The organism is Paraburkholderia sp. SECH4 (assembly GCF_030511745.1).
GTDB lineage: Bacteria > Pseudomonadota > Gammaproteobacteria > Burkholderiales > Burkholderiaceae > Paraburkholderia > Paraburkholderia madseniana.
In genome coordinates this window covers 133,257-157,166 of the sequence record NZ_JALOCP010000011.1, presented here as the reverse complement: position 1 = coordinate 157,166, position 23,910 = coordinate 133,257, and the positions used below count along the sequence as shown (strand labels likewise).

Below are 23,910 nucleotides of genomic sequence, written 5' to 3'. Positions count from 1 at the left end.
GCTAACCGGATTACTGGGAGCACACTTCATGGACACCCGTAGCGAGCTGCAAGCCACCGTCGATGCGATGGCCCAACCCGGCAAAGGTCTTCTCGCCGCCGACGAAAGCGGCCCGACCATTGCCAAACGCTTCAAGACGATCGGTCTCGAATCCAGCGAGGAGAACCGCCGCGCCTATCGCAATCTGCTGCTGACCACGCCGGGTCTTGGCGAATTCGTGAGCGGCGTGATCCTTTACGAAGAAACACTCGGGCAGAAAGCGGACGACGGTACGCCTTTTCCGCAACTCTCCGCGAGGAACGGCATCGTGCCCGGCATCAAGGTGGACCTCGGCAAGATTCCGCTCGCGCTCGCCCCGGGTGACGAAATCACCGAAGGCCTCGACGGCCTGGCCAGGCGTTTCGTCGATTACAAGCGACAAGGCGCGCGCTTTGCGAAATGGCGCGCGGTCTACAACATCACGGCTAGCTTGCCGAGCCGCCTAGCCATCGAAGCGAATGCCGACTCCCTTGCGCGCTACGCGGCGATCTCGCAGGAAGCGGGCATCGTGCCGATCGTCGAACCGGAGGTACTGATGGACGGCGATCACACCATCGGACGCAGCGCGGAAGTGACTGAGGCCGTGTTGCACGAAGTCTTTAACGCACTGCACCGGCATCGCGTGGTGCTCGAACACATTCTGCTGAAGCCGAGCATGGTGCTGGCGGGTTCTGAACACGCTCAGCAATCGTCGACCTCGGACATCGCGGCGCATACGGTGCGGATACTGAAGCGCACGGTGCCGTCGGCGGTGCCAGGGATCGTGTTCCTGTCCGGCGGGCAAACGCCGGAAGAGGCAACGGCCAATCTCGATGCAATGAATCGCCTCGGGCCGCTGCCGTGGAATCTGAGTTTCTCGTATGGCCGCGCGTTGCAGGAACCGCCGCTGCAAGCATGGAAGGGTCAGGCGAGCAACGTCAAGGAAGCCCAGCAGGCGTTGCTCAAGCGCGCCCGCCTGAACAGCGCGGCGGCGCTCGGCAAGTACGACGCTTCGCAGGAAAAGAGCTAGTCTCGTGACGAGCGGCTCGCGCTTGCCGAAGCGGCCTTACGGTTCGCAAACAACCAGCGCGTGCAGCTCGTCAATATTGAAGGGTTTGGCGAGTATCGCTACGCCGAGCCGGCGCGCCCGTTCGAGCTCGTCGGCGTAGCCGGTCATCAGCGCGATCTTCTGCGCCGGCCACGCGCTGCGTACTTTCTCCGCAAGGTCGATGCCGTTTAGCTTGCCAGGCATCTGAATGTCGGACAGCACGAGTTCGAACTTCGCGCCACCGCTCAGCGCGTCGAGCGCCAGGTCGGCGGTCGGCTCATGCCGCACTTCGCAGCCGAAGGTTTCCAGCACGGCGGCTACGCCCGCCGCCACCTCTTCGTTGTCTTCGACCAGCAATACGACGCCCATTGGAGCCGGTGCCGGCTGTTGCGCAGTTTCTACATCGGGCAGTACCGCCTTCTGCCGATCGCGATAGCGCGGCAAATACAGTCTGACCGTTGTGCCACTGCCCGGCACGCTGTCGATTTTGGCCGTGCCGCCGGCCTGTTCACACATGGCAAGGACCTGGGCGAGGCCGAGGCCGGAGCCCGAGCCGCGCAGCTTGGTGGTGAACAGCGGCTCGAACGCGCGACGGGCGACGCCTTCGGGCATCCCTTCGCCGTCGTCGGAACAGGCAATCAGCACGTATTCGCCGTCGGGCAGCAAGGTGTCGCTGCCCACCAGACGGTTGTTCTGGCAACGGATCACGAAGCGGCCACCGCGCGGCATCGCATCGCGCGCGTTGACCGCCAGATTCATGATCGCGAATTCGAGGTCGGTCGGGTCGGCCAGCACCTGCCAGACGTTGTCGACCATGTTCAAGGCCATTTCGATGTTGTCGCCGAGCGCCGCGTCGATGAGTGGCGCGGCGCTCGGCAACCATGTGGCGAGGTTGACCGGTTCCTGCTTGACCGGCTGTTTTTTCGCCACGCTCAGGAGCCGCCGTGTCAACGATTCCGCCGTGGCGGTGGCGCGCTCGACGGCCTGCACCTCTTTTTCCAGGTTGTTATAGCGCTTCAAGCGCGCGAGTTCGGTGTTGGCCGATACGACCATCAGCAGATTGTTGAAATCGTGCGCGACATTGGCGACGAGATTGCTGAGCGCACCCATGCGCTGCAATTGCCGGCTCGACGCCTCGGCAGAAAGACGCATCGCCACTTCGCCTTGCCAGCGCTCCCACGCGCGGCGCTCGCCGGCAAGCTGGCGCAATGAGAAAAACACCAGCAGCCAGATCGCCACGCAAGGCACGGCCGTGATCGCCGCGATCGCCATGAAATGCTCGCGCCACGCGGCGCCGATCGAGCCCGCTTCATACGCGCTCATCACATAGAGCGGGTAGTCGCCGACGCGGCGAAACGCCAGCAGCCGTTCAACGCCATCGACCGTTGACGTCAGACGGATATGGCCGAATAACTGTTTGTCGCGCAATGCCGCGATGAACGCGCTTTGCTGGGTAGGCTTGGCGCCGCTCGGCCACGCCGGATAACGCACCAGCAAGCTGCCGTCCTGACGGTACAGACCTAGCGAGAGCGACGTATCGCCATTCGTCAGTTCACGGTAGAAGCGCGAAAAGTAGTCGGTGCGCAACGCCACAGACACCACGCCCAGGAATTGCCCATTCTCGCCCGAGCGGCCGGTCGCAGTGTTGAACACATTGGTTTGCGACAGCGGCCCGAATAAGGGTAGTGAGAAATAGGGTTGCGGCCGCATCGCCTTGGCGGCAGTGAAGTCTTCACGTTGACTATTCGACATGACCGGCGCCGGATAAGCGCGACTCGACACCAGCAGTTTTCCATCCGCACCGAGCAGGTAAATCGATGCGACCTGCGGAAAGTCACCGCCGATTTGCCGCAGACGGTCGTGCAAGCCGGCTTCCTGCGCGCGAATCTGCGCGTCATTGTCGTTGCCGAGCAGGTCGACGATACGCGAGGCCATCTGCTGGTCGAGGTCCAGCACCTTGACGGCCTGTTCCTCGGTGACGCGCGCGAGCCGGTCGATCATGTCGTTCGAATCGGCAATCCGGCGCTGGTAATCGAAATACCCGTAACCCGCGAGGCAGGCCAAAGGAAACACAATCGAAACCGCGAGCACGATCAGAAGCACGCGCCGCGTCACCGCGAAATTACGCGACGGCATGGGGAAATCGACTGCAACACGTTCGGCACGTTGCACGGTCACGATCTCCATGAAAGATGAGTACGGGTCGGGGTGGTCGTGCACGACGCGCCCCGCGTTGTCCGTGCGCTTTTTCCGCTCCCCGGAATTTACCGCACTTCCGCCGTTCTCCATAGCGTGGCTCGTGACGGAAACGACGCACGTGTGGCGGCCGTTAGTCGGGCACACGCATTGCGCACGTAGGGCGTCCACTGATAGGCCGTTCACCGCGTGTTGCAGCGCGGTGAAGAACACTCAGGCGAGTTGGTTCCGGGTAGGTCCCATTTAGTCAGACGTAACGGGTCATGTGAACCGCACTCGTCACGTTCCCGCCGGGCGTTCGTTCTCGTCAGTGGTGAGTTGTTCTTCCAGGCGATCAAACACGCGTTGCGTCGCGCGGCTTGGCGCGTCGAGTGCGAACAGCAGCAGTGAACGGCCCGTCACCTGATAGGCGTCGCCGGCGCTGAATTGCGGCAACTCTGCGCGCACCGGCATATTCGTATCCAGCAGACAGGTCCACTGATCGCCCTCGGGAATCTCGGGCAGCGTGAAATTGACCACGTCGTGATGCGCGTTCAGCACCAGCAGCAAGGTCGCGTCGGACGCGGGACGTCGAATGCCGCTCGCCTGAGCGCGTCCGTCGATCACGAGGCCGAAGCAGCGCATCGACGGATCGTCCCACTGTTCCTGCGAAAGATCGGTGCCGTCAGGAGAAAGCCAACGCGCGTCGGTCACGTCGAGCGCCTCGTTGTATTCGCCGGTGAGAAAGCGCCCGCGACGCAGTACCGGTAGACGATGGCGCAGCGTGGTCAGATTCTTGACGAACTCGGTCAGTGCACGGCCGTCGTCGTCGATGCCTTCCCAATCGACCCAACTGATCTCATTGTCCTGGCAATACGCGTTGTTATTGCCCTTCTGCGTGCGGCCGAATTCGTCGCCCGCGAGGATCATCGGCGTACCTTGCGAGAGCAGCAACGTGGCCAGCAGATTGCGTTTTTGACGCTCGCGTTGCTGCCGGATCTCCGCATCGTCCGTCGGGCCTTCGATGCCCATGTTCCATGACTTGTTGTCGGAGTGGCCGTCCTTGTTGTCTTCGCCGTTGGCCTCGTTGTGCTTGTCGTTGTACGAGACCAGATCGTTGAGCGTGAAGCCGTCGTGCGCGGCGACGAAGTTTACGCTGGCCCATGGACGGCGCCCACGATGGTTGAACTTGTCGCCCGAACCGGTCAGGCGCTTGGCAAGATCGGGGACTTCGCCTTCGTCGCCCTTCCAGTAGCCGCGCACCGTATCGCGAAAGCGATCGTTCCATTCGGCCCAGCCGGGTGGAAAGCCGCCCACCTGATAGCCGCCGGGGCCGCAGTCCCACGGCTCGGCAACCAGTCGCACGGCGGAGAGCACCGGGTCCTGCCGGCAACTGTCGAGGAAGCCGCCGCCTTCGTCGAACCCGTGCGTTTCACGGCCGAGAATCGTGGCGAGGTCGAAACGGAAACCGTCGATCTTCATCTCCGTCACCCAGTAGCGCAAGCTGTCGGTGACCATCTGCAGCACGCGTGGATGGGACAGATTGAGCGTGTTGCCGGTACCGGTATCGTTGATGTAATAGCGCGGCTCGTCCGGCATCAATCGATAGTAAGACGCGTTGTCGATGCCTTTGAAGGAGATCGTCGGACCACGCTCGTTGCCTTCCGCGGTGTGGTTGTAGACCACGTCGAGAATGACTTCGAGGTTGGCATTATGAAAACGGTCGACCATCTCCTTGAATTCGCCGACCGAGTCGATCGACGACGCGAAGAAGCGCGGGTCGGCCGCGAAGAAGCCGATCGTGTTGTAGCCCCAGCAATTGGTGAGGCCTTTGTCGAGCAGATGGCTGTCGTTGACGAAGGTCTGAATCGGCATCAATTCGACCGACGTAACGCCGAGGCTTTTGATGTAATCGAGCACCACCTGCTGGCCGAGTCCCGCAAAGGTGCCACGCAAATTCTCCGGTACTTCGGGATGACGTTTGGTAAATCCGCGCACGTGCGTTTCATAGAAGATCACGCGCTCCCAGGGCAGCGCATTGCGTTCCGGATGACTCCACGAAAAGTTGGCGTCGACCACCTTGCACTTCGGCACGAAGGGCGCGCTGTCGCGCTCGTCGAATGACAGGTCGCCCTCTTCCGAATCAAGCGTATAGCCGAAAATTTCCGGCGCCCATTTGAGCTCGCCGATATGCGCTTTGGCGTAGGGGTCGAGCAGGAGTTTGTTCGGATTGAAGCGATGTCCTTTTTCCGGTTCATAGGGTCCGTGGACCCGATAGCCGTACACGGCACCCGGTTTCAGATTCGGCACGAACACGTGCCAGACCTCGTCGGTGTACTCCGGAAGCTCGATGCGTTCGATTTCTGTCTCGCCGGTTTCATCGAACAGACAGAGTTCGACTCCGGTTGCATGCGCTGAGAACAGCGCGAAGTTCACGCCGCTTCCGTTCCACGTCGCACCAAGCGGGAAAGGTGTGCCTTCCGCGATGCGCGTCGAATAGCTGGCCTGGGATGACATAGGGATTCCTGTGGAAGCTGAAGGCGCTTGCGCACGTGTTTTAAGCGCGCAAGCTTGCTGCTCCAGCAAATTATGGACCTGAGTGTTGCGCGCGCAGCACAAGGCGTCCTTCAGGCAACTACGGAAAAACGCACGGACGTCGCAGTGCAAGCACTGCATACGATGCATTCGCCGTGCATGAATGGAGACAGGAATGACGCGGGCTAAAGAGTGTCCGCTGAACCGGCTGACCGGTGAGAACTTCGCAGAGGAATTAACGCATCGGGCATAAATACGCCGTCTTTACTGTGGTCCCACAGTATGCAACGCGGCGGCAGACTCGAGCACGCGCAAGAGGCGCTCCGGTGTCAGGGGTTTGGCACAATGCGCATCGAAACCAGCGGCCTTGGCGCGCACCTTGTCTTCGCGCGAAGCAAAAGCCGTACAGGCCACCAGCAGCATGTCCGAAGTCAACGGGTTGGCCCGCAGGCGGCGAGCCAGCTCGAGACCATCGAGGCCGGGCATCTTGATGTCGAGCAGAACGGCGAACGGCTGCCATTCACAGGCCATGCCGCACACGGCGAGCGGATCGCACAGCGCGCGGCACTCGAAGCCGTCGGCGCTCAGCAGCATCTGCAAAGCTTCGGCCGCCTCGCGGTAATCGTCGACCACGAGCACGCGACGGTTTGATGCCATCGCATACTGAATAGTCCGCCAAACCACGACGTCATCGCTCTCGTCCATTCTGTCGTCGAACGTCACCCTGGTCTCCCGGCTTCTTTCTGGTGCCACGTTTGGGCATCGAGGAACATGCGTGCAAGATTCGCTCCCACCGCGCGGCAAGCGCTTATCGCTCGCCAGGCACACGCTTCGGTTTTCGCCACACCACGCTCGATCCGCCGCTGCACACGCGCTACCTCATCACCATACCGTACTGGGCCGACTACCGCTTCCTGATTTATGCTGTCTTGACGCCTCCGGACACATCGTGCGCAAGCACGGAATATTGCGTTGAAATACGGATGAAACGCACTTCCGCCGTGCATGCCGCCCTTGCTGCGTGCATTGCGCATGGCTTTATATTCACCTTTGCATCATCGGCCCGTTGTATACGAGCGAATATAGTCACTGCGAGTTGGGGAAAACACGCAAACTTCAGTTGAAGGAAAACGCGAAATTTTGTCGAAAAACGGCGTCGCATTGAGGATTCCTGCTTGCGGGTTATCCCGCACAGCCGGGCTGAGACCGCCGTCGCGAACCGGGCATGCCAACGATACGAATGACTTTTCCATGTCGGCGCGCAGCCCAGGCCTCGCGGCGAGACTGCGGTAACATTCCGCATCGATGCCGGGCCTGGCGTATTCCCTACCCATCCCGGCAGGCCACAGGACTCGACGATGAGCGTCACGAAGCGCAACAACGTAAAGATTTTCGGTAGCGGCAAGCGGACCATGATGTTGGCGCATGGTGTCGGCGACCAGCGCATGCAACGCCACCTCGCGCCGCTGAGCCTGTAAGACGATGCAAAGCACGCACCGCCCCTTGCCGTCCGCCGATACCTTGTTCGAGCACGCCGCCTGCGGCCTGCTCGTGACCACCCCCGACGGCTGGATCCTGCGTGTGAACGCAACCTTCTGCAGTTGGCTCGGCTATAGCGCGCCGGAGCTTGCCGAGGTAAAGCACATTCAGGATCTGCTGACAGTCGACAGCAAGGTGTTCCATCGGACGCACTGGTCGCCGCTGCTGCAAATGCAGGGTTCGGTGGCCGAGGTCAAACTGAACATGCTGCATCGGGACGGCCACATGGTGCCGATGCTGCTCAACGCGGTGCGCCGCGATCACGGCGAAAGCAGCTACCTCGAAGTGGCGGTGCTGATCGTCGCGGATCGTCACAAGTACGAGCAGGACTTGCTGCTTGCGCGCCGCAACGCAGAAGCGTCTGTCTCCGCGCATCAACTCGCTCAGAAAGAATTGCAGGAAAGCCGCGACGTGCTGAGCCTCGCCATGCGCGGGGCGCGCATGGGTGCGTGGTCGCACGAGTCGAAGTCAGGCAAATTCTGGTGGAGCCGCGAACTGGAAGCGCTCGCGGGCTTCGCCGAGGGACGGTTTGCGAAAATGCCCGGTGGCTTTTTCGAACTGATTCATCCCGGCGACCTGATTGCGCTCAACGAGGCAGTCGATCATGCAGTGAAAAGCGGTGACGACTACGTCGCCGAATTCCGCTTCCTGCATGCAAGCGGCGACTGGTGCTGGATGGAAGGCCGTGGCCGCGCCACCTACGACCGCCAGGGCGAGCCGCTGACAATCTACGGCCTCGGCATCGACATCACCGAGCGCAAGGACGCGCAGACCGTGCTGCTGCGCCAGGCAGCGATTTTCGAACACCTGAGCGACGCGATCGTTATCACCGACCTGCGCGGCAACATCACCGATTTCAACGCCGGAGGCGAGCGCGTGCTGGGTTATCGCCGGCGCGAAGTTCTCGGCAAGCCGATCGCCATGTTCTATCCGCCGGAAGACGCGTTACGCATCCGCCGGGAAGTGCTCGCCGCCCTCGCCGCGGACGGCACGTGGCGCCGCGAACTGACTTTCGTGCGGCGCGACGGCACACGCGGGGTCTGTGAAACGGTGGTCAAACCGCTGGCAAACGCGCGTGGCGACATCTATGGCGCGGTCAGCGTGAGCCGCGACATCACCGGGCGCAGGCGTGCCGAACAGCAATTGCAGCGCCTGAATCTGGAACTCTCAAAAGCCGATCGCCGCAAGGACGAATTTCTCGCCACGCTCGCGCATGAGTTGCGCAATCCACTCGCGCCGATGCGCAACGTGCTCGAAATCCTGCGTCTGAAGGAATTCGCCGACCCGCAATTGAGCTGGTCTCGCGACGTGTTCGACCGGCAATTGCAGCACATGACGCATCTGGTCGACGACCTGCTGGAAGTGTCGCGCATCACGCAGGGCAAGCTCGAATTGCGCAAGCAGCGGCTCGAACTCGCGCGTGCGATGCAATCCGCCATGGAAGCGGCGCGGCCCACCGTGCAGGCGTCGGCGCATCATCTGAGCGTGACGTTGCCGCGCGAGCCGCTCTATCTCGACGCCGATCCGACACGCCTGTCGCAGATGATTCTGAACCTGCTGAACAACGCGGCCAAGTACACGCCGCCCGGCGGCAGCATCTCGCTCGCCGCGGAGCGCGAAGGCGATGAAGCGGTGATCGTCGTGCGCGATTCCGGCATCGGCATTCCGCGCGAGCATCTGGACAGCGTGTTCGAAATGTTCTCGCAACTCGCCCCGGCGCTGGAGCGCTCGCAAGGCGGTCTCGGCATCGGTCTCGCGCTGGTGCGCGGCCTCGCCGAACTGCACGGCGGCACGGTCGCCGCATTCAGCAACGGTCCAGGCACCGGCAGCGAGTTCGTGATCCGCCTGCCACTATCGAAAGCGACCCCGGAGCAGTCGGAGAGTTCGCCGGCCGAGATGCCGCGTACGGCAGGTTTGCGCGTCGTGATCGTCGACGACAATGCGGACGCCGCCGATAGCCTCGCCATGGTGCTCGAACTCGAAGGCCACGAGGTGCGCACGGCCGGCGACGGCATCGCCGGACTGGAACTGATCGGCGAATTCGCGCCGCAGGCGGTGATTCTCGATATTGGCTTGCCGCGTCTGAACGGCTATGAATTGGCGCGGCGCATTCGCCACGATCATCAGGACGCCGACATTCTGCTGATCGCCGTCACCGGCTGGGGTCAGCAGCAGGACAAGCAGACCGCTGAAGAAGCAGGCTTCGACCATCATTTCACCAAGCCTGTCGATCCGCGGGAGTTACAACGCGTATTGAGCCGCTAACGCACAGAAACTTCAGCCTATGCTCGATGATCAGGTAATCAGTGCCCTCGCCGCGCACGACATCGTTCCCGATGCAACTCAGCGCGATGCCATCGCGGCGCTCGTCACGTTGCTGGGCGCAAACGGGACAAACGGGCGACGCACAAAGTCCGGTTCCACGCCGGCACATCCGGGCGTCTATTGCCACGGCTTGCCCGGACGCGGCAAGAGCCTGGTGGTCGATACGGTATTTGAGCTGGCAAGCTGCCGGAAGCGGCGCCTGCATTTCCACGAATTTCTGCGCGAGATGAACCGGCGCCTGGTGAATGAGCCGCGCGGCGACGACCGGCTGGGATCGGTCTCGCGACAATGGCTCGATGACGTGGAGCTGCTGTGCTTCGACGAATTTCACGTGCACGATATCGCCGACGCGTTCCTGATGGGCCGGTTTCTCGATACCGCGATCGGCCTGGGCACGCGCATCGTGCTGACCTCGAACTACGCACCGGACGCCCTGCTGTCCGACCCGGAGTTTCACGAGCGTTTCCTGCCGACGATCGAACAGATCAAACGTTGCTTCACGATGATTCACTTCGACGGCGCACGCGATTATCGTTTCGGCGGCGAAGAAGCCGCGCTGTCGCATTTCTTTGCACCGCTCGACGCGGCAACTGGCGACGCGCTCCTGGAAATTTTCGAGCGCTATGAAGGCAACGAGACGCTGGAGCCTGCCACCGTCAGCGCGGCAGGCCGGCCGCTCGCCGCGCGCGCCGCAGGTGCTGCGTTGCTATGGGTGGACTTCGACAACCTGTGCGTGGCGAGCCGTTCACACCTTGACTATCTGGACCTCGCCGAGCATTGGCACGGTCTGATTCTCGACCAGGTGCACACTGAATGGCTCGCCAAAGCGCATACGCTGCAGCGGCTCATATGGCTTGTCGATATCTTCTACGACCGCAAATGCGCGCTGTTCATCGCGTCCGATCAGCCGATCGAGGCGGCGCTGAGCGGACTCGAAGGCGCGCACGATCTGTCGAGAACGCTGAGCCGTCTCGCCGAAATGCAATCGCGCGGTTATCGCAGCACGCTCGACAACACTGCCGGCAGGATTGAGATCGCTGCAGCGCAGACGGTCGTTCAGCCATGACAGCGGCGTGAACGACCGTCTGCAGACACACCCTACGCCTTGCTGCTCTTACCCTTCACCCGCGCAATCTGCTGCTTCGCCGCGTCATACACATGCTCGGACGTGAAGCCAAACCTCTTCTTCAGATCGGCGAACGGCGCGGACGCGCCGAACGTATGCATCACCACCTGCGCGCCGTGCCGCCCGACATAGCGGTCCCAACCCAGCGTTGCCGCCTGCTCGACAGCGACGCGCGCATCCACATCGGGCGGCAGCACGGAATCCTGATAGGCCTCGTCCTGTTGCTCGAAGATGTCCCACGACGGCATCGACACCACTCGCGCCGCGATCCCTTCACTCTTGAGCTTCTCGTAGGCGTCGGCGCATAGCGACAATTCGCTGCCCGTGGCGAGCAGAATCACTTCAGGCTTCTGCCCGTCAGGCGCATCGGCGAGCACGTAAGCGCCCTTCTGCACGCCTTTGGCCGACGCATAGCGCGTGCGGTCCAGGGTCGGCAACGCCTGACGCGACACGACGATGCACGACGGCCGCCGCGGATGTGACATCGCCACGCGCCACGCTTCGGCGACCTCATTCGCGTCGCCCGGGCGCAGCAGGGTCAGTCCCGGCACGCCACGCAGCGAAGCCAGTTGCTCGATCGGCTGATGGGTCGGACCATCCTCGCCGACGCCGATCGAATCGTGCGTGAACACGTAGATCGCCGGCACTTCCATGATTGCGGAAAGGCGAATCGGCGGCTTCATGTAGTCGCTGAAAATCAGAAAGGTCGAACCGAACGGGCGCATATTCGACAACGCGAGCCCGTTCACCGCCGCGCCCATGCCGTGCTCGCGAATCCCGAAGTGCAGGTTGCACCCGCCATAGTCGTCGGATTCGAAGCTGCCCGCGCCTTCGAACTTCAGATTCGTTTTGGTGGACGGCGCGAGATCGGCCGCACCGCCGATCATCCAGGGCACGCGTGCGGCAATCGCGTTGAGCACCTTGCCTGAGGAGTCGCGCGAGGCGATGCCCTTCGGGTCTGTATCGAACGTGGGGATGTCGTTGTCCCAGCCCTCCGGCAATTCGTGCGCTTCCATCTGCGCGAATTCGCGTGACAGTTCCGGGTATTGCTTGTTGTACGCGTCGTACTTCGCCTGCCATGCCTCGCGCGCCGCCTTGCCGCGCGCGCCGATGCCCTGCGCGAAGCGTTCATGCACGCCGTCCGGCACGTAGAAGAACTTGTCTTCGGGCCAGCCATAGAACTTCTTGGTCAGCGCCACTTCTTCGACACCGAGCGCCTCGCCATGCGCAGCGGAGGTGTCCTGCTTGTGCGGGGCGCCCCAGGCGATGATGCTGTGGACCACGATCAGCGTCGGCCTGTCCGTGATGCTTTTTGCTTCGGCAAATGCCGCTTCCAGCCCCGCGGCGTCGTTGGCATCGTTTACGTGCATCGTGTGCCAGTTGTAGCCGCGGAAACGGCTCTCCACGTCGTCGCTATAAGCGAGGTCGGTGTGGCCCTCAATGGTGATGCGGTTGCTGTCGTAGATCCAGATCAGATTCGACAGCTTCAGATGCCCTGCAAGCGACGCCGCTTCGTGCGAGATGCCTTCCATCATGTCGCCGTCGCCGCATAGCGCGTACACGCGGTAGTCGAACAGGGGCGCATCGGGTTTGTTGAAGTGGCTTTCGTGCCAGCGTGCCGCCATCGCCATGCCGACGCTATTGCCTAGCCCCTGGCCGAGCGGACCGGTGGTCGTCTCCACGCCGCTGGTCATACGAAATTCGGGGTGGCCAGGCGTCCTGCTGTCGAGCTGGCGGAAATGTTCGATGTCGTCGAGCGAGACGGCGGGCGCACCGGTCGGCTTGCCGTCGTGGTCCACGGCCTTGACGTTCGCCAGATGCAGCAGCGAGTACAACAGCATCGACGCGTGCCCCACCGAGAGCACGAAGCGGTCGCGATTCGGCCACAGCGGCTCGTCCGGATCATAAACAAGGTGGTTTTGCCACAGATGGTAGGCGACCGGCGCCAAAGCCATCGGCGTGCCGGGGTGACCGGAATTGGCCTTTTGCACAGCGTCCATCGACAGCGTGCGAATCGTGTTGATGCACAACTGATCGAGGGCGGGATCGTTTTGCATGGGGACACTCCTTGTTCGGCGGTTGGAGGCATCGCCGGGACGCGTATTGAATCGGCGTGGTCGGCGACCGGTGTTCGTCTGGAAGAACGTGGAAGAACGCTTGAGGACCACAAGGCTCATCGATGATGCGCCGATGCGCGTAAATCTGCACGGCGCGTTACATCCTGTGCCGTGTTGTGCCGATGATTGGAGATGGTTCTTTCAAACGGCTTGCGGCTTTACCTGGCGCGTTACTTCTCGGGGGCCGCACGGTCGGCGGCCACGATCTCGCGGCCGTAGTCGATCGCCGCGCGGCGCGCCTCGTCGGCAGTCGCGTACGGGCCGATCTCGGGTGCGCCATCGAATGGAAACAGAATCCGCCTGTCGGCTTTTCTGACGACTTTCAATCCACCTATGTAACGGCCGTCGCCTGTTCCGTGATAGCTGGCGTAAATCTCGAAGTCGTCGTCAACCACGTCGGCCTTATGTCGCGCCATGTGTATATCCCTATCCCTGCACCTCTGGTCCGGTGCGCCTATTCGAATGGCAGCAAGCTGCGTACCGGCGTTCAGCAATACCTGTTCCACCCGAAGCGGAATCGGCTCAGCGCGAGATTGGGAGGGGAGTAAAACAGCGCGCACTGGAAATCCGATGAACTCGGCTCCAGTGCGCCTGGGCAAATCGACACGCGGTTGTTGTTGCCTCAACGGGTTGCGGCGACCGTCGTACGGACGGCCGTTACGAACGTACCACTGAAGCCGCATTAAAACTGATGCAGCATCCCGACATACGCGCCGGTTTGCGATTCGCCGGCGAGTGGACTCGTGTTATTGGTGGCATCGCGCGGCGACGCTTCAAGCGAAAAATTCGAGTTGCTGCCGTTGCGCACGTAGCCCACCGTGCCGTACACGAAGGTCCGCTTCGAGAGGTTATAGGTGGTGCCGAGCACGTACATCATCGCGTGGCCGGACGGGTCGTGCGCGGCATCGCTGCTGCCGTCGCCGACCTTGATGTAATAGCCGCCCGCCGTCACCGCCCAGCGCGACTGGATGTTGTACGTCGCGCCGAGCCAGTAGTGATCGGCAGTGTCGGCCACGCCCGCCGGTGAATCCGGCGCCGAGTAATGCGTATAGGCGCCCTGAATCTTCCACGCATCGAAATGCACATTCGCACCGGCGAAATATTCGCGCGAAGCCTGGAAGATATTGCTGAAGCGGCCGTTGCTGTCACGCAGTTCGTCGTAGATGCCGCGCACGTCGAAGAGCGGCGAGTGATACGTCAGCATGATGCCGTCGGAGCGGCCAAACTCGCCTGCTGCACCGCTGTTGAACGCGCCCGCCTGATTGCCGAAAGCGTATTGCGCCTGCACGTCGAAGCCCCAGAACACCGGGCTGTGATACTCGACGTTGTTGCTCGTCTGCTGCCAGTTACGTCCGCGCACGAGCGATGCCGACGAAAATGCCTCCTGCACGAACGGGTCGAATTCCCACACGCCGTCGCTATCGATGAACAGATTGCGCCCGGCCTGCAGCGTGCCCCACTGGTCGCTCTTCAGGCCGACGAAAGCACGCCGTGACCACAACCGTCCGCCACCCGTGGTGCCGTTCATGATTTGCAGACCGGTTTCGAGGTTGAAGATCGCATTCAGCCCGCCGCCCAGATCTTCATTGCCTTTGAGGCCCAGCATACTGGTGCCCCAATCGCCGCCTTCCGCACTCCAACGGGTCGAACTGCCGCCCGCGCCATTATTGATGTGATTCAGGTATTCCACGCCGCCGTCGAGACGGCCATATAACGACACGCTGGTTTGACCATAGGCCAGCGGACTGATCACCGCCAGCGCGGCCACTAATTTTGTATGTAGTCTCATCATTGTTTTGCCGTGAGTTTCTTTGTCGAGAATAGAATGTTGTAAAACTACACGTTTCGCGCCGAACTATAGGTGATCGGTGCTTGCTGGCCTATCCGTTTGACGCAATAAGCATTTGCGGACTGCGCGCCCGGCATTGAAAATCCGCAGTGGAATTGGCGCGCCTCAAAAGAAATCCTCATCGATGAGATCGAAAGGTACTCACGATAAGATAGTCGGTCATTCGGCATCAGCCAAATAGAAACGCATTGATCGTTTGCCCATTCATCCTTTGCCACTCGCCATGAACGTGCCTGAACTGACCGAAGACGAAAACCTTGGCCTTTACCAACGTGCGACAGAAAACGGCGCGGAATGGTGGCGCGTCAGCGTGGCGGACCGGCCGGAAAACTATCGGCTCGAGCATGGTGTCGATGGCGGCAACGGCACCGGATCGGTCGATATCGATCTGGTGGTCGACGCGGAAAACCTGCGCGCGAAGCTGAAGAAGTGGCGCCGCGAAGGTTTTGCAATCGATACGCCCGACGCCGCGGACGAAGCAGGCGCTGCAGAACGGGTGGCCTTCATGCCGGAGTTGCAGCGCGTTGCGGCGCTGGCCTCGGCGGCGAAGCGCCATCTGCAGATAGAGGACGCGGGCGAAACGGTACGCATCGGTCGTGTCGACGTGCCCTGCGGCGTCGACAATCCGCTCGTGCCTCGCATCAATCCGGCCTATCTGTTTTCCGAGCGCTTTAACGACATCGTCGAAGATATCGTGGAGAACCGGCGCGTCATGCTGATCGGTCACACCGGCGCCGGCAAGACCAGCCTGATTGAACAGGTCGCCGCGCGCTCGCATCACGGCGTGTTGCGCTCGAACATGAACGGGCAAACCACCGTCGGCGATTTTGTCGGCTTCTGGACGGTCAAGGGCGGCGAGACGATCTGGGTGGACGGCGTGCTGCCCACGGCGATGCGCGAGGGCCTCTGGCTGATCGTCGACGAAATCGATTTCGCCGAGCCGTCGATTCTCGCTGCCCTCACCGCCGTGCTCGAACCGCACGGGCGTCTCGTGCTGAAAGAGAAAGGCAATGAGATCGTCGCGCCGCATCCTGCGTTCCGGCTGTTCGCGACGGCCAATGCGGTCGGTGCGATGAGCCAGTTCCGTCATCTGTATCAGGGCGCGAATCTGATGAACGAGGCGTTTCTCGATCGCTGGCGCGTCTATATGTTGGACTATCTGACGCCCGCCGAAGAAGCCGACGTGCTGATGCGCACCCTCGCCCCGCACATGACACGCGCGCTCGCCGCCACCCTCGCCGCGATTGCCGCCGACTGCCGTGCGGCGTTCGCTCGCGAAGACCTGTCGAGCGCATTCTCCACGCGGCGCCTGCTCGACTGGGCCGAGTTGATGCTGCGCACCGGCGAACCCGAACGCGCCGCCGGTCCTGCGATCTATGCGAAGGTTAGCCCCGAAGACGCAGCGCTGATTCGCGGCATCGTTCGCCATCACATTGCGCCGGCTGCCTGACGGTCAGTGACCACGACACGCACAACACGCACCATGAACGCCATGCACGCAATGCGCGACACGCGAGGCTTCGCGTTTGAATCGACGCTCAGCAAAGTGGCGCGCGTGCTGACCGGGCAATACGGCGTGACGGTCGCCTTCAGTCCGGATGGGCCCCGCGTGGAGCCGGGCCGCATCGTGATTCCCGATTACGAGTTGAGCGGCGGCGTCGAGCGCGACGTGCTGATCGGCTATCTGGATCTGCTGGTGGCACGCGCCAAACATTCGTCACTCGCACAGATGGACGCGCTGCCGCCGGGCGTGGCGGCGAATCTCGCGCAGGTGATCGAGGATCGCCGCGTTTCTTCGCAACTGCTCGACGAGTATCCGGGCGCACGCTGGTTCATCGGTAAACTGCGAGCGCATGCCGCTGAGCAGGCGCGGCAACGCTGGCCGAAGCTGCATTGGCGCGACCGGCTGGTCTGGCTGGTGGAGCGCGCGCTGTGGGACGAGCAACCGACCCGGACCGAAGCGAGCCATTCCCTGCTGGCCGCGCTGCACGCCGCCCAGGATCTGCTGGACGAGTCGCGCAGAAGCCGTTCGACCGCGCATAGCATCGCGGCAGCGCAGGCCTTGGTGGCGCGCGTGCGGGCTTTGTCGGCGGGCGATGTCAACAGCATGGTGTTCACCGCGGATCCGGTTGAAGACATCGACACGGAAACCGCCGCGTCTTCCTCGGCGCCACTCGACGATGACGACACAGCCCTGCCCGATCAGGACAACTCAGCCTCACCGCCGTCCGATAAAAGCGGTGGCGCGCAAGCGGAAAACGCGGTGGGCATGGGGCAATCGCTAGCCGATGCACAGCAAGCGTCGGCACGTTCCGAAGGCGAAGCCGGTACCGCTTCAGACACCGCTCGCGCGCGGCTATCGATTCCGCTCGCCACCGAATTCGACGAGATCACCGACGTCACCGGTCAAGGCGACAGCGCGACATGGCGCGAGCTTCGCGCGCAAGCCCGAGCGGACACCGCGCCGCTCAAGGAGAAACTGGAGCGTGCGCTGAGCGCGGACGAACGCATCCGTTGGCGTCGCGAACAGGAACGCGGAGAGATCGACCGCACCTCGCTCGCCAAACTGGCGACCTCGCCCGGTTACCGCACGCCGTTTCGCACGCAGCGGGCAGCCAAAGGGCGCGACGTCGCGGTGACCTTGCTGATCGATCGCAGCGGCTCGATGGCCGGGCGCAAGATCGAGCTCGCGCGCCTGTGCGCGACCGCGCTGTGCGATGCGCTGACGCAGTTGTCGTTCGACTGCGAAGTGCTTGGCTATTGCTCGCTCGAGTCCACGCCGATGAAGCAACTGTATGAGCGACAACTGGCGGCCGGCGCGGATTTGCAGCGCTATAACCGCTTTGTCGAGCGACTCGATCTGAAAGTCTATAAACGCTTTGGCGCGACGGATCTGAGCGGGATCGCCACGATCGATTGCGGCCACGAAAATCCTGACGGCGAGGCGCTCGCCTGGGCCGTGACGCGGCTCGCAGATCATCAAGCCGAGCGGCGGATCCTGATCGTGTTCTCCGACGGCTATCCGTCGACCGGCGACGGTGACCCGCAGGTACTGCGCCACGATCTGCGCGAACGCGTCGCGGCGATCCAGAAGCGCGGCATCGAACTGCTGGGAATCGGCGTGCTGACCGATGCGGTCGAGGACTTCTATCCACACAACGTGGTGGTGAGCCGCCTTGCCGAATTGCCGTCGACGGTGTTCTCGGTGTTGAGTTCGATGCTGCTGACGCGCTAGTGTCGCGAGTTAGAAGTTACTGAGCGAGTGCCATGGTCTTCGAAATGGCGGTGATCACCGCAGGCCTCGCAGAGACATCCGAAAACCACCGAGCGACATTTGGCGTCTGCTCAAGGCTCGCGCCGACCGACTCGTGCCGCCAGATCCAGCCAAAGTGCGCGATATCCGCGATCGAGAACTCGCGACCGGCAACGAACTTGCCCCGCTCCAGCGCACGTTCAAGTACACCCAACGTGCGGTTGACCTCGGCCAGCGCCCGCGCTGCTGCTTCCGGTGCCGCAGATGCCTGGAGCTTCACCAGGAAGGCCTGCAGGAACGCTGGGCTCAGCCCGGAGGCATGAAAGAATAATTGTTCGAATACCAGGGCGCGCTCGACGCCTGCCTTGGGAAGCAATTTTCCAGTCGCCTCGGCGAGATAGACCAGTATGGCGGCCGACTCGCTCAGCGCAATGTCAGCTTCGCCCAGGATGGCTTGATCCACCAGGACAGGGACCTTGGCATTTGCGTTCATGGCCTTGAAGGCATCCGACTTCTGTTCACCCTTGCGCAGGTTGACCGGCACGAGTTCATAGGGGACGCCCATTTCTTCGAGGGCGATCGTTACCTTGACGCTGTTTGGCGTTGCGTACGCATGTACTTTGACCATTTGAAAGTTCCTTTGATTTGAATTGTTTCCTGGCATGCCACCCGTTGAGCGCAACCCTCGCTGCGTCGCGATCAAACACCACGTGAGCGTTGCCAGGATTAGGTCGGAAGAGCGTCGAGGAAGACGTAGAGTGCTGCAATCTTGCCGTCACGAACGATGATCACGTCGATGCCGGTGTAGTCCGGCGCTTCGCCGGGCGCGCCTGAACTCCATGCGAGACGCCCGGCGTTGTGCAGAGTCTGTGGCTCGCCAACAGGCGTGTAGACGAAGTGAGGGTGCGTCGCGCGCAGCTCCCCCGCAAACTTGTCGAGTGCGTCATGGCCGAGGAAGATGCCCGGCGGAACGTAGAGCGCACAGTCGTCGGTGTACAGCTCTTTGATCGCGGCGCGACGTCGGATTGGGTCCCCTTCGCCGAATACCTCTTGAAGGTTGCGGTGGAGCAGTTCATGGGTTCGGTCAGACATAGCTATTCTCCTTGGTTCATTCTTTCGGAGAGACAATCTTGCGGCGAAGCGCGATAATGCGAAATAGAAATGTTTGAAATCAATCGTTGCAGGATTGTCGATGTCAAAACTACCGGACTTCGAAGGGATCGCGATGTTCGCCAAGGTTGCCGAGGAGCGATCATTCGCGGGCGCAGCGAGAGCAATGGGGGTATCCGTGGCCACCGTTTCGCGGGCGGTCACCCGGCTGGAAGAGCGCCTGGGCGGCACCCTGTTCAATCGAACATCTCGTCGCCTTGCCTTGACCGACTACGGTCACATGATGGCTGAGCGCGCATCCAGGATCTACGCTGACGCCGAGGACGCGGAGAACTTCGCCCGTGAAACCTCCAGCCGGCCGCGAGGGCTCGTCAAGCTTGCCGCGCCCCTTTCCTTCGGTGCCCGCTGGGTCGCGCCCCTTCTGCCAGAGTTTTTCCGAACCTACCCTGAAATCGCTGTCGATCTTCACCTAACCGATGCCCACGCCGACCTGATCGGAGATGGCTTTGACGCCGCGCTTCGGATCGCGATCCTGGAAGACTCGTCCCTCGTTGCGCGCCTTATCGTGCCGGTGCGCCGCTTTGTCGTTGCGTCTCCAGGCTACCTCGCCCGATACGGCCGGCCGCAGCATCCTGACGATTTGAGAGCCCACCAATGCCTCACCTATGCGAACAGATCCAGGCGTGACGTTTGGCGATTCACGAATGAGGCCGGCGAGGAATGCTCTGTTACCCCTACGGGTCCGCTGCGCGGGACGAGCGTCGAGGCGCTTCTGCCCACAGCCCTCGAAGGCTTCGCGATCACCGAACTCCCTGAGTTCGTCGCCACACAGTATTTCCGCGACAAGCAGCTTGAACCGATACTCACCGACTGGCGCCTGCCTGAGGGCGGTCTCTACTTCGTGACGCCGACGGCCCGCGCCCGTCCCGCCAAGGTGGGCGCGTTGGCAGACTTCCTCATTGCCAGGCTAACTGTCGCGCAATGGAGCGCCGAAGCAATGATGGCGTGGAAGCCACCGAAGCAACGCAGGAAGTAAGCCGTGAGTTGCTCGCGCTCGCTCTCAGTCGACACCCGTTGCGCCGTGGGTCGTGCACACGACGAGGCGGCCCATATTAGTTGAACGAACTTCCAACTCCCGACACCAGCGCATCAAAGCGCGCCTACGCCAGTTGCGGCTTGAACGGATACTGATCGATCTCTCCGCCCCGCGCGACCACGGCCGTGCTCTCCGGAATCTCCTCCCACCAGCCAGGCAAATCCGACAGTGGCTCCGACAACACGAGGAACGCGTCTTCGCCCGCCGTCGCGATGCGCGGGTCGTCCGGATACAGGTCGTGCAGATGCCGGAACGAGGTGCTGTGAAAGAGCGAGCGCGACTGCCCTTCGCTCGAATAGCGAACCGCGACGATCTGCTAGCCGTCAGTGGCGCATACGGTCATGTTCAGCGGCTCATCGACACCGTGCTTGCGCCCGACGTCCTCGACAAAACCGACCATCCGCTCGAGCGCGGTAACCGGCGCGAGTTCGAGGCCGAAAGTCAGCGCCAGCAAAAACAGCACCTCGGAATCCGTCGAACCTTCGATTGACGGGAACAACTCGGGATCGATCGCCAGCATCAGATCGCGGCGTACCAGCGGAAAGTTACGCACCAACCCGTTATGCATGAAGAGCCACCGCCCGTAACGGAACGGATGGCAGTTGGTTTCCTGCGACGGCGTGCCGGTGGCCGCACGGATGTGCGCGACGAACAGCGGCGCGCGGATGGCCCGCGCCGCCTCGCGTAAATTGCGGTCGCTCCACGCGGGCTGGATGCAGCGGTAGCGAAACGGGATGTCGGTGGGATGACCGTACCAGCCGATGCCGAAGCCGTCGCCGTTCGTGGTGGTCTGGCCGAGCCGCGAATGCAGGCTCTGGTCGATCAGGGAGTGTTTGGCGTTGAACAGCACCGTTTCGGGTTGCAGCGCGTTACCGGTATAAGCGAGCCAGCGGCACATGAGTTCTCCTCCGGTTGCGACGAAATGCGACGAGATGTCTGACGAACCACGCGCGAGCCTCGACCAGGCGCGCGTGCCGCCAACCGCTATTTGACCACGGGTTGCATCTGGGCGATCGGAATCAGGAACTCCGAAAAACCGGTCAGGATAATCTGCACGCCGATGCACAGCAGCAGGAACGACGAGACGCGCATCGCAACCTTGGTGCCGTCCACGCCGAGATACTTGGCGAACACCACCGCCCGGCTGTAGATCAGATACACGGTGGCCGCCACCAGAAGCGTGATCACCACCGACGCGATGCTCGACAGCACGAACGCCGAGAGTTTATGCGTGCGGTTCGCGGTCAGCGCGACCGCGGTAGCGATCGAACCCGGCCCGGTGGTGAGTGGAATGGTGAGTGGGAAGAACGCTTTCGACGTGGCGTTATCCGCGTCCACACGCTTGACCGCCGGCTGCTCGGCCGGCTGCGTGTCGGGCGCGTTGAGCATCTGCCAGCCGCCGACGGCGACCGCGAGGCCCCCGCCGATGCGCAATGCCTCCATGGAGATGCCGAAGAAATGGAGAATCGGGGTGCCGACAAAGAAGGCGACAAGCAACACGCACATAACGTTGAAGGCGATTTTCTTGGCGAGCGCCGTGCGGTCTTCCGTGGTGAGCGATGCTGTCCGGTCGAGAAAGACGAACGCCATGCCGATTGGGTTGATGATGCTGATCAGCCCGGTAAAGCCAAAGAGGATGTCCGAGATCAGACTTTCGACCATATGCGATCCGTTTCGGGCAGCGGCGCGGGCGGACTGATCGACTGACTGCCCACCGGCGCGCCACGCCAGGTTGAAGTGCCGGACGCCTTCGGGCGGTCCAGATTGATGCTCGCGTTGCGTGGGTCAGATGATATCGCGGCGCGGCACGCAGATTGGCAAAAAACGGGGCGATGCACACAGCGCGCGGCGCTGCACCGCAGCAGACGAGCGCCGAAAGATGCGCGCACAACTTTCGGAAAGCCTACACTTTTTTGACTTACTTTACGTAACCGAAGCATCAGGCATACAGTCCCCAGCGAAGCCGCACTTTCAACGAGACGTACTTACCGGTTCGAGGAGCTGCCCCCATGTTGCTTCGTGTACTCGCCGCGCTGCCGTTCATCGGCATTCTGCTCGGCGTCCCGTTTGTGAATCGTGTCGAGCCGCTGGTGCTCGGCATGCCGTTCGTGCTGGCCTGGATCGTCATGTGGGTGGTGCTGAGTTCGATCATCATGGCGATCATCTACCGTCTGGACCCGAGCAACCGGCAGCTTGCAACTGATGCCGAGGAGGTCCGATCATGAGCGCACTCGTCATCATTGCGGCCATTACGCTGTTTGCGCTGTACCTGGGCGTGCGCGCGCGGCGCGGCCACGACATGAGTCTCGAACAGTGGACCGTGGGGGGCCGCAGTTTCGGCACTGCGTTCGTGTTCCTGCTGATGGCGGGCGAAATCTACACTACCTTCACGTTCCTCGGCGGCAGTGGTTTTGCTTATGGCAAAGGCGCGCCGGTCTACTACATTCTTGCCTACGGCACGCTGGCGTACATCCTCTCGTACTGGATGCTGCCGCCCGTCTGGCGTTACGCGAAGAATCACCATCTCGTCTCGCAGCCGCACTTCTTCTCACGCAAGTACGACAGCCCGGCGCTCGGCACGCTCGTCGCGCTGGTCGGCGTGGCCGCGCTCATTCCGTACCTCGTGCTGCAACTCAAGGGCCTCGGCATCATCGTGGCGACCGCCTCATATGGTGCGATTTCGTCGACGGCCGCCATCTGGATCGGCGCCGCGGTGGTGACGTCTTACGTGACCATCTCCGGCGTGCGCGGCTCCGCGTGGAATTCGGTGGTGAAAGATACGCTGATTCTGGCGATCGTGCTGTTCCTCGGCATTTATCTGCCGTTGCACTACTACGGCGGCTTCGGCGAGATGTTTCACGCCATCGACGCCGCGCGTCCAGGCTTCCTGACCTTCCCGGCGAAGGGTTCGAGCGTGACCTGGTTCCAGTCGACCGTGCTCCTGACCGCGCTGGGCTTCTTCATGTGGCCGCACACGTTCGGCTCGATTTTTACGGCGAAGGACGAGCGTATTTTCCGGCGCAACGCGATGGTGCTGCCGCTGTATCAGTTGATTCTGCTGTTCGTGTTCTTCGTGGGCTTTGCGGCGACGCTGAAGGTGCCGGGCCTGAAGGGTGGCGACATCGACCTGTCGCTGTTCCGTTTGTCGTTGCAGACTTTTGACCCGTGGTTCGTCGGCGTAATCGGCGCGGCCGGGATTCTGACGGCGCTGGTGCCGGGCTCGATGATTCTGACGTCGGCGTCCACGCTGCTCGCCAACGACGTGTATCGCGGCATGGTGAGCCGCAAGGCGTCGGACGCGACGGTGGCCAAGCTCGCACGCTTCCTGGTGCCGGTGGTGGCGCTGGTGGCGGTGGGTTTTACGCTGCATGGCGGCGAGACGATCGTGGCGTTGCTGCTGATGGGCTACAGCTTCGTGACCCAACTGTTTCCGGCGGTGATCTGCAGTTTGCTGCCGCACAACCGGGCGACCAAGTACGGCGCGTTTTGCGGGATTCTTGCGGGCGTCGCGGTCGTCACGCTGACGACGACCATGCATCTGAGTATCGGGCAGTTGATGCCGTTTTTGCCTGACGCGTTGAAGGACGTCAATATCGGCTTCCTGGCGTTGGCCGTGAACGTGATTGTTTTTGCCGTGGTGAGCGCTGTGACGCAGCCGCGGTCGGTCGAGCAGACTCACGCGCCGGTGCATTGAGCGTTTCTTCGCATCTTTCTGCATA

The 23,910-nt window shown here is 62.1% G+C and carries 17 protein-coding genes and 1 pseudogene; 8 read left to right on the top strand and 10 right to left on the bottom strand.

What is annotated here, in order from left to right:
* Positions 1-28 precede the first annotated feature (28 nt).
* Positions 29-1,048: a class I fructose-bisphosphate aldolase gene (locus M0D67_RS17435; RefSeq protein ID WP_154560446.1), complete on the top strand. Its 1,020-nt coding sequence runs from the start codon at positions 29-31 to the stop codon at positions 1,046-1,048.
* A gap of 36 nt (positions 1,049-1,084) precedes the next feature.
* Here M0D67_RS17435 and M0D67_RS17430 read toward each other — a convergent pair whose 3' ends face one another.
* From M0D67_RS17430 to M0D67_RS17420, 3 genes are all read right to left on the bottom strand, one after another.
* A complete protein-coding gene (locus M0D67_RS17430) occupies positions 1,085-3,238 on the bottom strand; it encodes a hybrid sensor histidine kinase/response regulator (RefSeq protein ID WP_266239321.1) in 2,154 nt (717 codons plus the stop codon).
* Between the two features lie 303 nt (positions 3,239-3,541).
* Positions 3,542-5,758 carry a glycogen debranching protein GlgX gene (gene glgX / locus M0D67_RS17425; RefSeq protein WP_266239276.1) on the bottom strand — a complete coding sequence of 739 codons (2,217 nt, stop codon included), beginning with the start codon at positions 5,756-5,758 and terminating at the stop codon, positions 3,542-3,544.
* A 282-nt stretch (positions 5,759-6,040) separates the two neighbouring features.
* Positions 6,041-6,499, bottom strand: a complete 459-nt coding sequence (locus M0D67_RS17420; protein WP_171927094.1) for a response regulator — start codon at positions 6,497-6,499, stop codon at positions 6,041-6,043.
* Between the two features lie 759 nt (positions 6,500-7,258).
* Between M0D67_RS17420 and M0D67_RS17415 the strand changes: the two genes are divergently transcribed.
* Both M0D67_RS17415 and zapE read left to right on the top strand, forming a co-directional pair.
* Positions 7,259-9,580, top strand: coding sequence for a PAS domain S-box protein (locus tag M0D67_RS17415; protein ID WP_266239275.1), 2,322 nt, complete (start codon positions 7,259-7,261; stop codon positions 9,578-9,580).
* Positions 9,581-9,599: 19 nt separating this feature from the next.
* Positions 9,600-10,706 carry a cell division protein ZapE gene (gene zapE, locus M0D67_RS17410; protein WP_266239274.1) on the top strand — a complete coding sequence of 369 codons (1,107 nt, stop codon included), beginning with the start codon at positions 9,600-9,602 and terminating at the stop codon, positions 10,704-10,706.
* Positions 10,707-10,738: 32 nt separating this feature from the next.
* On the opposite strand, the gene tkt is transcribed toward zapE, so the two are convergent.
* From tkt to M0D67_RS17395, 3 genes are all read right to left on the bottom strand, one after another.
* Complete coding sequence (gene tkt, locus M0D67_RS17405; RefSeq protein ID WP_266239273.1) at positions 10,739-12,823, bottom strand: transketolase; 2,085 nt, start codon at positions 12,821-12,823, stop codon at positions 10,739-10,741.
* 230 nt (positions 12,824-13,053) lie between these two features.
* Positions 13,054-13,299, bottom strand: a complete 246-nt coding sequence (locus M0D67_RS17400) for a DUF6723 family protein (protein ID WP_093644253.1) — start codon at positions 13,297-13,299, stop codon at positions 13,054-13,056.
* Positions 13,300-13,565: 266 nt separating this feature from the next.
* The gene (locus M0D67_RS17395; protein ID WP_266239320.1) at positions 13,566-14,672 is read right to left on the bottom strand and encodes a porin; all 1,107 of its coding nucleotides are present in this window, start codon (positions 14,670-14,672) and stop codon (positions 13,566-13,568) included.
* 283 nt (positions 14,673-14,955) lie between these two features.
* On the opposite strand from M0D67_RS17395, the gene M0D67_RS17390 reads away from it, so the two are divergent.
* Positions 14,956-16,182 (top strand): AAA family ATPase, encoded by a 1,227-nt coding sequence (locus tag M0D67_RS17390; RefSeq protein WP_266239319.1) that lies wholly within the window; start codon positions 14,956-14,958, stop codon positions 16,180-16,182.
* Between the two features lie 33 nt (positions 16,183-16,215).
* Positions 16,216-17,967: a cobalamin biosynthesis protein CobT gene (locus tag M0D67_RS17385; RefSeq protein ID WP_266239272.1), complete on the top strand. Its 1,752-nt coding sequence runs from the start codon at positions 16,216-16,218 to the stop codon at positions 17,965-17,967.
* Positions 17,968-17,983: 16 nt separating this feature from the next.
* Here the strand turns inward: M0D67_RS17385 and M0D67_RS17380 are convergent, their stop codons facing one another.
* Both M0D67_RS17380 and M0D67_RS17375 read right to left on the bottom strand, forming a co-directional pair.
* A complete protein-coding gene (locus tag M0D67_RS17380) occupies positions 17,984-18,613 on the bottom strand; it encodes a glutathione S-transferase family protein (RefSeq protein WP_266239271.1) in 630 nt (209 codons plus the stop codon).
* Positions 18,614-18,711: 98 nt separating this feature from the next.
* Positions 18,712-19,077 carry a nuclear transport factor 2 family protein gene (locus M0D67_RS17375; RefSeq protein ID WP_154560454.1) on the bottom strand — a complete coding sequence of 122 codons (366 nt, stop codon included), beginning with the start codon at positions 19,075-19,077 and terminating at the stop codon, positions 18,712-18,714.
* Between the two features lie 100 nt (positions 19,078-19,177).
* Here M0D67_RS17375 and M0D67_RS17370 point away from each other — a divergent pair, with 100 nt between their 5' ends.
* Positions 19,178-20,131 carry a LysR family transcriptional regulator gene (locus M0D67_RS17370; RefSeq protein WP_266239270.1) on the top strand — a complete coding sequence of 318 codons (954 nt, stop codon included), beginning with the start codon at positions 19,178-19,180 and terminating at the stop codon, positions 20,129-20,131.
* 124 nt (positions 20,132-20,255) lie between these two features.
* Here the strand turns inward: M0D67_RS17370 and M0D67_RS17365 are convergent.
* Positions 20,256-21,089: pseudogene (locus M0D67_RS17365) on the bottom strand (class II glutamine amidotransferase).
* A gap of 86 nt (positions 21,090-21,175) precedes the next feature.
* The gene (locus M0D67_RS17360; RefSeq protein ID WP_154560457.1) at positions 21,176-21,853 is read right to left on the bottom strand and encodes a MarC family protein; all 678 of its coding nucleotides are present in this window, start codon (positions 21,851-21,853) and stop codon (positions 21,176-21,178) included.
* Between the two features lie 347 nt (positions 21,854-22,200).
* Between M0D67_RS17360 and M0D67_RS17355 the strand changes: the two genes are divergently transcribed.
* Together M0D67_RS17355 and M0D67_RS17350 are read left to right on the top strand one after the other, a co-directional pair.
* Entirely contained in the window at positions 22,201-22,416 is a 216-nt protein-coding gene (locus tag M0D67_RS17355) for a DUF3311 domain-containing protein (RefSeq protein ID WP_154560458.1), read from the top strand.
* The gene (locus M0D67_RS17350; protein WP_266239269.1) at positions 22,413-23,885 is read left to right on the top strand and encodes a sodium:solute symporter; all 1,473 of its coding nucleotides are present in this window, start codon (positions 22,413-22,415) and stop codon (positions 23,883-23,885) included. Before M0D67_RS17355 ends, M0D67_RS17350 begins: the two co-directional genes overlap by 4 nt.
* The last annotated feature ends 25 nt before the right edge of the window (positions 23,886-23,910 follow it).

What these genes read in the sequence shown, in the direction of transcription:
- M0D67_RS17395 (WP_266239320.1), bottom strand. Translation starts at nt 14,672, where the DNA reads ATGAGACTACATACAAAATTAGTGGCCGCGCTGGCGGTGATCAGTCCG.
- M0D67_RS17385 (WP_266239272.1), top strand. Translation starts at nt 16,216, where the DNA reads ATGAACGCCATGCACGCAATGCGCGACACGCGAGGCTTCGCGTTTGAA.
- M0D67_RS17400 (WP_093644253.1), bottom strand. Translation starts at nt 13,299, where the DNA reads ATGGCGCGACATAAGGCCGACGTGGTTGACGACGACTTCGAGATTTAC.
- M0D67_RS17355 (WP_154560458.1), top strand. Translation starts at nt 22,201, where the DNA reads ATGTTGCTTCGTGTACTCGCCGCGCTGCCGTTCATCGGCATTCTGCTC.
- M0D67_RS17360 (WP_154560457.1), bottom strand. Translation starts at nt 21,853, where the DNA reads ATGGTCGAAAGTCTGATCTCGGACATCCTCTTTGGCTTTACCGGGCTG.
- M0D67_RS17380 (WP_266239271.1), bottom strand. Translation starts at nt 18,613, where the DNA reads ATGGTCAAAGTACATGCGTACGCAACGCCAAACAGCGTCAAGGTAACG.
- M0D67_RS17435 (WP_154560446.1), top strand. Translation starts at nt 29, where the DNA reads ATGGACACCCGTAGCGAGCTGCAAGCCACCGTCGATGCGATGGCCCAA.
- M0D67_RS17370 (WP_266239270.1), top strand. Translation starts at nt 19,178, where the DNA reads ATGTCAAAACTACCGGACTTCGAAGGGATCGCGATGTTCGCCAAGGTT.
- tkt (WP_266239273.1), bottom strand. Translation starts at nt 12,823, where the DNA reads ATGCAAAACGATCCCGCCCTCGATCAGTTGTGCATCAACACGATTCGC.
- M0D67_RS17390 (WP_266239319.1), top strand. Translation starts at nt 14,956, where the DNA reads ATGAACGTGCCTGAACTGACCGAAGACGAAAACCTTGGCCTTTACCAA.
- zapE (WP_266239274.1), top strand. Translation starts at nt 9,600, where the DNA reads ATGCTCGATGATCAGGTAATCAGTGCCCTCGCCGCGCACGACATCGTT.
- glgX (WP_266239276.1), bottom strand. Translation starts at nt 5,758, where the DNA reads ATGTCATCCCAGGCCAGCTATTCGACGCGCATCGCGGAAGGCACACCT.
- M0D67_RS17415 (WP_266239275.1), top strand. Translation starts at nt 7,259, where the DNA reads ATGCAAAGCACGCACCGCCCCTTGCCGTCCGCCGATACCTTGTTCGAG.
- M0D67_RS17350 (WP_266239269.1), top strand. Translation starts at nt 22,413, where the DNA reads ATGAGCGCACTCGTCATCATTGCGGCCATTACGCTGTTTGCGCTGTAC.
- M0D67_RS17375 (WP_154560454.1), bottom strand. Translation starts at nt 19,077, where the DNA reads ATGTCTGACCGAACCCATGAACTGCTCCACCGCAACCTTCAAGAGGTA.